This is a genomic window from Ferdinandcohnia sp. FSL W7-1320, from assembly GCF_038050315.1.
Taxonomy (GTDB): domain Bacteria; phylum Bacillota; class Bacilli; order Bacillales; family Bacillaceae_L; genus Ferdinandcohnia; species Ferdinandcohnia aciditolerans.
Window position 1 is genome coordinate 3,370,161 of record NZ_JBBPAM010000001.1, and the last position, 12,425, is coordinate 3,382,585.

Consider the following 12,425-nt stretch of genomic DNA (forward strand, 5'->3'; position numbering starts at 1 on the left):
AACATGAAAAAAGAACCTGGACACCCAGGTTCTTCTTCTTTCATTTCAACTTCTTTAACGATTTAATCTTCTCTTTTAGGTTCTGGACGATCTCCTCACAAGCCTTGTTTTCCTCATCGGTTAATACTTCATCCCCGTAACGTACTCTCTCATAGAGTTCAACAAGTCGGAAGTCAAGGAAATGGGTTCTTCCTAACCATTCTGATACACTTTCATGATGGTATCGTCCAAATCCATGCTTTGCTGAGAGCACCTCAAGTTCAAGGATAAGCTTTCGTACCTTTACTTGTGGTGTCTGTCGTTTTGAACGTCTCCATTTTGCAGTAGGGCTTGTAACCCCTTCTGTAATCGTTGCATATTGGTATACGTCGCCAACCACAGCAGCTTCTTTTACAAATCTCTTTTTTGCTAGTAAGAAAAGAATCACTGCTAATAGGAGTAGACCAAGAATGGATAAATATAACCAAATATCAAAGCTGCCAAGCAACTCAAAGAATGTATTTTTCTTTTCTGTTTCTTCCCAGTTCAAAGTTCCAACACTTTCACCTTGAGAACTTCTATAGGAATCGATATTTTCGACAGCATTAAAAAGTGGCTTTGAAACCCAGTAAAAGCCCGTTCCGATAATGGATGTAATCAAAGACAAACCCTTAACAAGAACGATTGGAAAAATAACCGCGACACCAATAGCACCCACAAACAAGCCACTAAACAGCCCGACAACGGACCAGGAGTTCTGTTTTGTAGCGATTGTTTTCTTCACGAGTGAACTTGTACTTACACTGTTTAGTATTTTTCCAATCATAAAGAAAAGCAATTGAGTCACAAGTAAATATAAGATAAGGTCACTGTGGACATACCCTTGGACCTTTGCAGCAAAATAAGTTAACCCACCAAATACTAAACTACCATTTAAAATCATAGCTTCCGTCAGCTTAGGATTCTTGTGATAATGGATAATGATTCGATAACAAACAACAGCCGCAATCACAATGCTTTGACCAAACGATAGCCTTATTTCACTGCTAACAAGTGCAAGCAATGGAACGATTAACATAATGAAAAAATACGGGGTATTTGATTTCATCAGTGATAACAGGAATGCAATGATGACTGCTCCGACGCCCGTTAGAAACAGAAATGGTATAATGGGCGGCAAATAGTCTGTGTGAATATAGAACAACATTAGTAAAATATAGAGAAGGATCATCTCCATTACGTATTGATACGACTTCAGTAAAGACTGACTATATCGCATGGGATTTCCCCCTCCTCATTGCCAAGGATGCCTTCTGTAATAAGATGGAGTCATTATTCTCAATTAGTTTAAAACAATCGACACCTTTTCTTGCAAACCTACTGAGAATCAGTTCCTCATTTTCTTCTATTTCACCTATCATAATGACGTAAGGTGAAAGTTGTTGCTGTCTTTCGATAGCGTGAATCATAAAATGAAATGGTATTGTTACACTATGCTTACTGAGACGAGCAATTAATTCCAGTGCTTTCGCTAAATGTTCCTTTCCTTTTCCTACTGGTAGGTGGATAAAAGGGGTTCTCCCTGCCCTTCTGACATTTACATACACTTCAAATGGAATGTTTTTTAACGTAGCTGCTTCAAGCATATACGTTAACCCGCTTAAATACTCTTCTAGTTTTCGTTCGCGCACATTAATGATAATAGTCCAAGAGAATTGAGCTGTTTTATCATAAATCTTCGTTTGTAATTGATTCGTACGAGCACTCGCTTTCCAATGCACCCGGTTAAATGGATCTGTTGGCACATAACCTCTCGTTCCGATTATTTGTGTCATGTTTTCAAAAAACGAACTCCGAATTGGGTACTCTCCTTGATTTTTCGGAACAATTTTTTCAATCCCTCCAACCGTTTCCGGGGAAGAATAAATAATCGTTTCAAAGGCAACCGGTTTCGTATATTGAAGATATGCCTCACCAATGCCAAATAAATGAGGAATTCTTAGCTCAAGCGTACGGATTTTCGCAACTCCCCTTTGCTTCCCTTCAAAAGGCAACATTGTGGTTTGAGCCTGTCTTCCTATTAGAGTAAGTGGTAGTGATAGTTCGATTTGTTCTGTCTCTAGTATTTTTCTTTCATTCTGAAATCCTACTACGTGATCCACAGTTAGCCGAATTTGGCCATTTATGATTGGTAAACGACCTTCTTGCTTTAATGTTAGTGAAAAATCACCATCTTCCCCTTTAAAGAGCTTTACGGTTTCTTTATCGATCGAAACGTTGATTTTATTTCCTACATGTTTTAAATAATATTTGTTCACAAATACATATAAAAGAAACAATACCCCTACAAAAAGAAGCAAAAACACCTGTGAAAGAATCCCTACAAATATAAAAACAGAAGAAAGAAAAGACATATACGACAATTCATTTCCAATGGATATTTGTCGTTTCCAGTCCATTACTTCACTGCTCCGGCTTCCACCGGGACAGAAACCGTTGATAACAGTTCATGTATAACCTGGCGATTCGTTTTCTTAAGTGACCCCTCCATCGTAAGCACAAGGCGATGGGAAATAACATATGGAGCTATATATTTAATATCCTCTGGGGTTACAAACATACGCCCATCCAAATACGCTTTTCCTTGAGCAGCCTTCATAAGTGCTAGAGTCCCCCTTGGACTGACTCCAACTTCAACATCCGTATGCTTTCTTGTTGCGTGTACGATTCTAAGTAAATAGTCTTCTACTTCATCGGAAAGCTTCACTTGCCCGACCTCAGCTTGCATCGATATAATCTCTTCTTTTGTAAGGACCTCCAAAATTTCCTCAATCGGATTATTTTGACGATAGGTTCTCATAATTTGCTTTTCCTCTTCAAAGCTTGGATAACCCAAATCAATTTGGACAAAGAAACGGTCCATTTGCGCCTCTGGTAATGGAAAAGTCCCCTGTTGTGACTCAATTGGATTTTGAGTTGCGATTACTACAAACGGTGATGGAAGTTTTAAAGTTTCTCCATCGATCGTCACCTGACGCTCCTCCATGACCTCAAGCAAACTCGATTGAGTCCTAGGAGTTGCACGGTTAATTTCATCGGCTAATAGAATATGAGTCATTACCGGACCCGGGCGCAGTTGAAATTCCTGCTCTTTCGGATTAAAAAATTGAATCCCAGTAATATCACTAGGTAGCACGTCCGGTGTAAATTGAATGCGCTTAAAATTACCACTAATAGACTTTGCAAAACTCTTAGCAAGCATCGTTTTCCCCGTACCAGGCACACTTTCTAGTAAAATATGACCTTTATTAATAAGGGAATTTAGGACAAGTTCTATCACCTCGTCCTTCCCGATGATGACTTTCCCAATATTCTCTTTGATTTTTAAAACATTCTCTTTTGCAGACATAATTGCCCCCTGTTTTTATTGAATTGGTAATCATGTGACAATTTAAATTTATCAAATAAATAGATGTTTTCCAACATAAATAATTATTTTGGACTATAAATAAAAACAGACAGACCCCTAGAATTAACAATGGTCTGCCTGTTGCATTCATTATCCTTTTGTAATCTCGATGATATTTTCTTCAGAAAGATTAATGTTACCTTGCTTTTTAAGAACGATTTCTTCTCCCTCTGCAAGGTTTGTAAAGACAATCGGTGTAATAATGGACGTTGCATTTTTCTTAATAAAGTCTAAATCAACTTTTAAAAGTTGTTGACCTTTTTCGACCTTATCATTTTCACTCACAAACGTTTCAAACCCTTGTCCTTTAAGATTAACTGTATCAATCCCAACATGAATCAGAATTTCTCGGCCTGAATCAGATAGAATACCAATCGCATGTTTTGTGGGGAACAAGTTGATTACTTTTCCATCAACAGGTGAAACAATGACACCTTCAGATGGTACAATTGCAAACCCATCACCCATCATTTTACCAGAAAACACAGCATCAGGAACTTCCGTAATTGGCTTTATTTCACCTTTAATAGGCGAATTAAAATGATCAGCACCTTGTTGTTCATTACTTACTATATTTGGATTTGTTTTTTCAATTTGGTTCGTTTCTAATTCACGGGGTTTTTTCCCGCTCATTACGTCTTGCATTTGGCTTTTAATGGTTTCAGAACGTGGTCCAAAGATGGCTTGAATATTATTTCCAACTTCTAGTACACCAGCTGCACCTAGTTTTTTCAATTCATCTTTATCGACATTTTTAATATCGTTCACAGAAACACGTAGTCGGGTGATACATGCATCAAGATGGGCAATATTTTCTTGTCCGCCCATTGCATTTAGAATGTTATAAGCGAGATCTCCAGCCTGCCCTTTCTTTTCCTCTTCACCTTTTACTTCGCGTCCAGGTGTCATGAGATTAAACTTCTTTATTGCAAAACGGAAAACAAAATAATAAATAACTGCAAAAACGAGACCTAATAATATTGCGATCCACCAAGGCTCTCTACCTGGCAATATACCAAATAAGAAAAAGTCAATTCCTCCACCGGAGAAAGTGTAGCCTATATTAACACTCAACGCTGTCATTAAAACAAATGATAATCCATCTAGCACTGCATGGATTAAGAAAAGAATAGGTGACACAAACATAAATGAAAATTCAAGTGGCTCTGTGATACCCGTTAAGAACGATGTTAGGGCACCTGAACCTAATAAACCGGCTACAAGTTTTTTATTTTCCGGACGTGCAGCATGATACATAGCAAGCGCAGCAGCCGGTAAACCAAACATCATAATTGGAAATTCACCAGCCATAAAGTTACCAGCGGTAATTTCCACTCCATCTTTCAATTGTGAAAAAAAGATCGTCATATCTCCCCGGACGACTTGGCCAGATGCGGTTGTATAAGAACCGAATTCATACCAGAACGGCGCATGGAAAATATGATGTAAACCAAACGGAATTAATAATCTCTTTATAAATCCAAAGAAAAACACAGCAAAATACGTACCTTCTTCTATCAGCCAAAGTGATGCACTATTCATTGCATCTTGTACTGGTGGCCATACGAACAATAATAAAAGACCGGCTATAAAAGAAAACGCGGCAGTTGCAATCGGAACAAATCGTTTCCCTGCAAAAAATCCAAGAAACGAAGGCATTTCAATGTCATGAAAGCGGTTATAAGCAAAAGCAGCTATAAGACCAACTATAATTCCGCCAAATACACCTGTTTGTAATGTAGGAATTCCTAATACAGATGCAAAAGCAGGATTATCAGTAAGCATATCAGGAGTAACTCCCTGCCATGAACTCATTACCTGATTTAGAACTAAATATCCGACTAAAGCAGCTAGTGCTGCTGCACCGTCTCCAGCTAAACCAATCGCTACCCCAACTGCAAAGAGAAGGGCTAGATTACTAAATATAATCCCCCCAGCATCCTCCATCACCGAAGCAATAAGTTGAATCCAATCTGCTTCCAGGAATGGAAGATATTGAAGCATCGTTTCTTGCTGCATCGCATTTCCTATTCCAAGTAAAAGACCTGCTGCTGGTAAAAGAGCTACAGGTAACATAAGCGCTTTACCAATCTTTTGCAGGACACCAAAAACTTTTTTAAACACGGTTCAAAACCCCCTACTAATTTTTCATTCTCATGAGGTAATCGCATAAACATAAAAAAGGCATGAGAAAGAGGATAATCGAAAGAAGTTACATGAATAATATTCTCCCAATAAAGGGCGCAATATATCCTGTTAAACTTACTTCAATCATTCTCTTTACTCATGCCTGATCGAATCAGTAACACGTTAAAAACAATGTATACTATTTAATTTTCTTCTGAAGCCTTTGCAGATGCATCGTTATATAGACTGCTTCTGCGTCAAAAACTGGTTTCTTCAGCGCTTGCTGTATTACCTTAATGAGTTTCCACGAGAGATTATAACATAATGGATATTCTTCTTTCAAGAGTGAAGTGATTTTTTCTGGTTCTTCTACTTTCTCTCCCACTTTTACACGTTCAATAACGAATCTCAGATGTCGTACAAGTCTCATATAATCAATGCTCTGTTTGTCAATCACCATTTTCAACTGTTCCTCTACCAATTGAACTAATTTTGTCATTAGTTGAGAATGCTGATTTACTTCAGATAAATCTTTATTGGTTATTGCACTGTGGATGTGAAGAGCAATAAAACCAGCTTCTCCCTCTGGCAAGTGTATATTACATTCTACTTTAAATAAATTCATTACTTCCTTTGCTAAATCGTATTCCCTAGGATACATGGTTTTCGTTTCTATTAAAAAGGGATTTCGGATTTCTAACCCTTGTGAAACCCTGGCAACAGTAGTCATCAAGTGATCGGTCAAGGCTACATGGATATGTTCATTCAACGAAGCATCTGTCCTGCTTTTGATTAACTCAATGGCAGAAATAATCACTCTCTGTAAGTCATCTTCTAAATATGGTAGAAGCTTAATATAGTTAGTTTGTATTTTTTCATTTTTAAGGACGAACACCTTTTCTACGCTAGTCGCATCGAGCACTTCTTTCTGCCTTCGGTTAAAGCCGATGCCCTTTCCTATTAAAACGACCTCCCCATAATCGGAGTGATCTGCAATGACGACATTATTATTCAACACTTTAGATATAGTAATGACAGGCATCTTAATTCCCCACTTTTTATCTTAGACATACAATTCATATCGTATATGAGCAAGAAAAAGAAATCAATAATTTTACCTTTTAATGAATTGTGTAAGTCATAAGAAGACAAAGTGTACGAATAAAAAAAGGAGTTTAATTCAACTATCCTTTTTGTGATGTCTGACAGGTAAAGTAATGACGACTTTTGTTCCGAACCCAACCTTACTTTTAATTTCAAATATTCCTTTATGGTCTTGGATAATTTTGTTACTCATCGTGAGCCCAAGTCCCATTCCTTTTTCTTTTAATGTGAAAAATGGTTCTCCAATTTTTTCAAGGCGCTCTTTAGGGATACCTACCCCTGTGTCGATTACTTCAATTTGAACTTTGTCCTCTATTCTTTTAGTACGAATTTTTGTTCTTCCTCCATTTGGCATCGCATCAATTGAATTTTTAATGACATTGACAAACACTTGGATTAGTTCATTCATATCTCCATAAAGAACTGCATGATCTGCATCATTTTCAATGATAATCTTGACATTATAAAGGGTAGCTTCGTGTGATGTGAGCTTGATGACATAATCGAGTAATTCTTTTAATTCAAATTCCTTTAAAATTTTACTTTGCGGCTTGGAAAATACGAGTAATTCACTAACAATCTGATTAATCCGATCAAGTTCAGAAAGGATAATATTAGAAATTTGAGATGTTGATTCATTCTTTTCCTTTTGCAATTGAACAAAGCCTTTAATCGTTGTCAGTGGATTGCGGATTTCATGGGCTATTCCTGCTGCCAATTCCCCCACTACAGAAAGTTTTTCCCTTCTAAGCGCAAGCTCTTCAGCGGCTTTTAAGTTCGAAATATCCCTTCCAATTAGCACTAGCCCCGTTCTTTGTCCCTCTTCAAATAAAGGTACTCGTATGACATCAAAAGTCTTATGTTCCTCACTTGGGATCATGATGGTTTGCTCTACCCTGGTCTTTATCCCTTTTTGCCAAGCCTCTTCATCTAATTGTGCATTCTCAATTAGATATTTCTCAAACCTTGGATACATTTTAGCCATTTCAAAATCCGTTTTGTTTTTATAAATTTCAAAGTCAAGTTGGAATAGTTCTTTTGCATACCGATTCACTCGAATCCATCTGCCCTTCCCATCTTTGAAACAGACAAAATCAGGCATCGCATTAATAAGTGTCGACAATTCATTCTGTTCTTCTAATGCATGAACATATGCATCATTCTTCTCAATAATAAGATGAATTAGTATGGTCGTGAAAGCGACAAAAATTAACCCCTTCCCAATTTGATAGTAATTAGCATATTCAGAGGGAAAACGATCAATTACGTATTCAGAGAAAGTTATCCATATTAGGCTTGCCAAGAAATAGATAAGCAACAATCTCTTCTTGAAAAGTGTTTTTACAGACATGACAAGCACCCCATTATCATTTGACAACAAGAATATTTTTCTGTATAATAAAAATTTGTTCCCTATTAACTTTAACATAATTATTATATATAGATATAGATAAATTTAATTTTACGTTTTATCTTTTACATTTGAGAAAGACTTATTCACACTGGACCGGCTTCGGAGCCGAAAGGACGAAAGAGAGGTAGGGCTTTCGTTGTTTAAGATTTTCAAATCTACCGCGGCATGTATGTATCATCAATTATGTATCTAAAGTTTTATTACGCCCAAAAAGTGAGAACCAACCCGTGTATTTATGGTTGGTTCTTTTTATTTTACATTAAATACTTAGCGCCATGTAGAATAATCGCCCTTGTTGCTTTTGGTTCTATCCCAACTAGAAAAGGGCGTTCCCCTCTCGGATGGTCCTTAAAGCTAAAATACACATCAATTGTGTCAAAATGGACCTTAAATGCTTTTTGTTCAGTGCCAGGTAGTGTTGAAATGTGGACTTTACCATTTAATACTTTCGCCCATATGTCTGCGAGATTTTCCGGTTGTTTCACAGCGTATGCAATGAAGGAAATGGATTTTGAGTCTGGAACATAAACCCCTATTTCATTAAGCTCTTGTTCCCTAATTCTATCAACACCTTTCCACTCAATAAAAAATGGCATTGGTCGGGTATGATCAATGAAGAGCATCGACCATTTGAGAATAGTCCCATCTGGACGTTTTCTGGAGCCTGGTAAGGGTCCAATTGTTTTGATTCCTTTTTGTGTAAGCTCTTGGTTGGTTTTATCGATTGAGTTGGTCCGGAAGGCAATTTGTGATAGTCCTTCTCCTCGTTTGTAATCCTCATATAAATGACGACTAAATGGGTGGCTACCTTCTTTTGTAACCTCTAGATTGTTAATCCCAATCCACTCGATATAAGTAAGATTCTTAAAATAACATAACGTATTATAGGTACCCCAATTCTCGTGATTACCACCTTTTGCCGTATGGAAACCAAGAAGTTTAAACGCTGTCATTGCCTCAAATGGATCATTTACATAATGGACAACATGGTCAAAACGTATATCCAACAAATCTTCCCCCTAGCGGATTTTTATTATATTTTACCAAAAAAATAAGACCCTTATAATCAGGGTCTTATTTTCGTTTCTGTTATGCACCTAGTTGTTGAGTTGGGTTTGTATAGGTTTCAGTGTCAAGTTCTTTTGTTACTTTACTTGTAAGAACACCTGCTGTCATACTACCGCTAACGTTAAGTGCTGTACGTCCCATGTCAATTAAAGGTTCAACAGATATTAATAAACCTGCTAATGCTACTGGAAGGTCAAGTGCTGATAATACGAGGATGGCAGCAAAAGTTGCTCCTCCTCCAACACCAGCAACACCGAAGGAACTAATCGCTACAATCACTACCACTGTTAAGATAAAACTTGGATCCAACGGATTAATACCCACTGTTGGTGCAATCATTATCGCGAGCATCGCAGGGTACACACCTGCACATCCGTTTTGTCCAATGGAAAGTCCAAATGAACCTGCGAAGTTTGCAATTCCTTCTGGAACACCTAAATCATTTGTTTGTGCTTTAATGTTAAGTGGCAATGTACCTGCACTACTACGAGATGTAAACGCGAAAGTTAATACAGGAAAAGCCTTTTTAACATACGTAATTGGATTCAATCCGGCTAATGTAATTAACAATAAGTGAATCGCAAACACAATCAATAACGCAACATATGATGCTACAACAAATTTACCAAGCTTATAAATCGCACCATAATCACTCGTAGCTGTCACTCGTGTCATAATCGCAAGAACTCCATATGGAGTTAAACGTAAAATTAACGTTACAACGCGCATGATAACCGAGTAAAGTGCATCAATAATTTTCGCAAACAATTCTGCATTCTCAGGATCTTTACGACGAACTCCAAGGAATGCAATTCCTATGAAAGCTGCAAAGATAACAATAGCAATAGTCGATGTGGAACGTGCACCAGTAAAATCTAAGAATGGATTTGCAGGCAATAAGTCAACAATCTGTTCTGGGAATGTTTTATCTTGAATACCCGCATATCGTTCCTCCAACGATGCTCCTCTATCTTGTTCTGCTTCTCCAGCTTCAATTTGAATAGCTTCTAAGTCAAATGCAACCGTTGTTCCAATTGCAACAAGTGCTGAAAGTGCAGTTGTTCCCACTAAAATTCCAAGGATTAAAACACTAATTTTTCCGATGTTATTTGCCATCTTCATTTTTGTAAAAGCTGATACGATGGAAATAAACACTAGTGGCATAACTATCATTTGTAAAAACTTCACATAACCATTTCCGACGATATTAAACCAACTAATTGACTCGGAAATAATTTCTGAATCAACACCATAAATGAGTTGTAGGACGAGACCAAAGACAATCCCTAGTCCTAGTGCTGCAAATACACGTTTTGAAAATGAGACATGTTTTTTCTGCATATAAAACAATAATAGTAATAATAAGACCATCAAAACGATATTTACAATACCAAGTAAACTCATATGTATTACCCCCTTTTTATTTACTAATGTATTAAAATATAATTGCTTACTCACGATACGTCAAGTACAAAATTGCCTAAGTAAAAATATAAAAGGATTTTCTCTCAAAAACTAATACGTCTAGAATCAATTGATGATTCTAGACGCCATCCAATCTTTATGCAACTTTTATAGCCTTTCCAAACGGGACTTTTGGTACATAATCATCCGGAACAAGCCAAAGCACTTCAGCTTTTACATCTAACTCATCGTAAAAATAACCGGTAACATCGGTTATATAAAAAAGAGTATCAATTTTCTCTTCGTCCGCCCATTCCAGCACTTCAGTATAGGAGGACTTGCCATGCGTATAATATTTAATGGTAGGGTTTTGAATCGGTGTGATGGTTCTTATTTTAAAATCAGCTTGGACAAGCTGAGTTTCCGGGATCATTTCACCAAAAAACTTTATGATATTGTTAATTAAAACTGAACGGACCTGATTTGTTGATGTATCAATTGCTAATGCTATTTTTTTACCTTTACGGTCCTTAAGTAAACCCATAAGTGACCTTTGCCATCTCACGCATCCTCAACTCCTCATGCATAATAACCAAAGGATGATTACTTGTCTAGTTTAAGCGACTAGAAACTAAAGAAATTTTAACTCCTCGAAAAGAGGCAAAAGGCGCCTCTCTGTCGGGATCTCCGACGCACAGGAATGTTAGTGCCGAATTTGCTACAGGACCTGGAGCCTTTATCGGCCAATTTTCTCATTTCTGGGCGAGTCGCTTTCAGTTTTCTTCCTTGGCTCCACTATTTTGTCACGTTTTTCGACTAAATATGAACAGTTTAAATAACAATACTTGGATTGGTTATAGGCGTACATAAAGGTAAAACTATCAATAATTGGGGGAATGAAAAATGAAAACTTCGAAACAAGAGTTAGTCCAAAAACTTGAATTAAATAATGGATATGGATTTGTTGAATTAAATGGGGTACTTCATGAAATTAGACTCCTTGCTGGAAATCAAATCGCTTTTTCAGGTGCATGTTGGAGATGGGAACAAACAGAGATGCCATCAGCCAATGGGGACTATAACGTGGTAACAGATGTACTTATAGAAGGGGAACCGGTTATACCAAGTTTTCCTACTAAGGATTCCTATGAATTCTACGAAACGGTTTCAGACTTTTCATAAGCATCTTTGTGGTTAGATTTTCCTTTTTCATTTATAGTAAATTTAAACAAATCATATTTGGAGGAGGAGCACATAATGACAAACTTAAAACCATGGTTTGAAAAAGGCATGAACCAATACGAATACATTAACAGCATGCAAGTTCACAAGGAGAACCTATTAAAAGTATATAATGGGTTTCAATTAGACGAAGCTGACAAGGAATTACTGCATCTGCTTCAAGAAAAAGAGTTAAAAGCAATCATTTTAGCAGCTGATTGGTGCGGAGATGCAATGGTCAATCTCCCAATTTTAATGAGAATTGCGGACGAGGCTTTACTTGAAACTCGCTATCTAATCCGTGATGAGAATTTAGAGTTGATGGATCAATACCTTACAAATGGAAAAGCCCGTTCGATTCCAATCATCATTTTCGTTAATAAAGAGTTTGAAGAGGTTGGTAAATGGGGACCTAGATCTCCAGAGGCACAAGCTGTTGCTGATGAATTAAAGGCAAATATACCTGATAAAGATTCTCCTCAATACGACGCGGCTTTCAAAGCATTTATTAAATCGTTCACAGAACGTATCACTACAGACGAAGTGCTTTGGAGAGATATTAAAAATAGCATAATTGCTACAATAAAAAACGCATAATTATTGAACACTAAAACATATACTATATTTGAGACCGTCCAC

General features: G+C 37.1%; 11 protein-coding genes. 2 read left to right on the top strand and 9 right to left on the bottom strand.

Features of this window, described 5'->3' with window-relative positions; all coding sequences use genetic code 11:
• Window positions 1-40 precede the first annotated feature (40 nt).
• From NST91_RS16710 to NST91_RS16750, 9 genes are all read right to left on the bottom strand, one after another.
• Entirely contained in the window at window positions 41-1,258 is a 1,218-nt protein-coding gene (locus tag NST91_RS16710; protein WP_341332043.1) for a hypothetical protein, read from the bottom strand.
• Window positions 1,248-2,438: a DUF58 domain-containing protein gene (locus NST91_RS16715; protein ID WP_341332044.1), complete on the bottom strand. Its 1,191-nt coding sequence runs from the start codon at window positions 2,436-2,438 to the stop codon at window positions 1,248-1,250. The genes NST91_RS16710 and NST91_RS16715 overlap by 11 nt, the downstream gene beginning before the upstream one ends.
• Entirely contained in the window at window positions 2,438-3,388 is a 951-nt protein-coding gene (locus NST91_RS16720) for an AAA family ATPase (RefSeq protein ID WP_341332045.1), read from the bottom strand. The genes NST91_RS16715 and NST91_RS16720 overlap by 1 nt, the downstream gene beginning before the upstream one ends.
• A 150-nt stretch (window positions 3,389-3,538) precedes the next feature.
• A complete protein-coding gene (gene ptsG / locus NST91_RS16725) occupies window positions 3,539-5,572 on the bottom strand; it encodes a glucose-specific PTS transporter subunit IIBC (protein WP_341332046.1) in 2,034 nt (677 codons plus the stop codon).
• Window positions 5,573-5,774: 202 nt separating this feature from the next.
• The gene (gene glcT, locus NST91_RS16730) at window positions 5,775-6,617 is read right to left on the bottom strand and encodes a glucose PTS transporter transcription antiterminator GlcT (protein ID WP_341332047.1); all 843 of its coding nucleotides are present in this window, start codon (window positions 6,615-6,617) and stop codon (window positions 5,775-5,777) included.
• Between the two features lie 138 nt (window positions 6,618-6,755).
• Complete coding sequence (locus NST91_RS16735) at window positions 6,756-8,030, bottom strand: ATP-binding protein (protein ID WP_341332048.1); 1,275 nt, start codon at window positions 8,028-8,030, stop codon at window positions 6,756-6,758.
• A gap of 317 nt (window positions 8,031-8,347) precedes the next feature.
• Window positions 8,348-9,100: a VOC family protein gene (locus NST91_RS16740; RefSeq protein WP_341332049.1), complete on the bottom strand. Its 753-nt coding sequence runs from the start codon at window positions 9,098-9,100 to the stop codon at window positions 8,348-8,350.
• Between the two features lie 82 nt (window positions 9,101-9,182).
• Window positions 9,183-10,565, bottom strand: coding sequence for an L-cystine transporter (locus NST91_RS16745; protein WP_341332050.1), 1,383 nt, complete (start codon window positions 10,563-10,565; stop codon window positions 9,183-9,185).
• A 157-nt stretch (window positions 10,566-10,722) separates the two neighbouring features.
• Complete coding sequence (locus NST91_RS16750; RefSeq protein ID WP_341332051.1) at window positions 10,723-11,130, bottom strand: VWA-like domain-containing protein; 408 nt, start codon at window positions 11,128-11,130, stop codon at window positions 10,723-10,725.
• Window positions 11,131-11,468: 338 nt separating this feature from the next.
• Between NST91_RS16750 and NST91_RS16755 the strand changes: the two genes are divergently transcribed.
• Both NST91_RS16755 and NST91_RS16760 read left to right on the top strand, forming a co-directional pair.
• Complete coding sequence (locus NST91_RS16755; RefSeq protein WP_341332052.1) at window positions 11,469-11,747, top strand: hypothetical protein; 279 nt, start codon at window positions 11,469-11,471, stop codon at window positions 11,745-11,747.
• Window positions 11,748-11,822: 75 nt separating this feature from the next.
• On the top strand, window positions 11,823-12,383 hold the full coding sequence (locus tag NST91_RS16760; RefSeq protein WP_341332053.1) for a thioredoxin family protein: 561 nt from the start codon (window positions 11,823-11,825) through the stop codon (window positions 12,381-12,383).
• Window positions 12,384-12,425 lie beyond the last annotated feature (42 nt).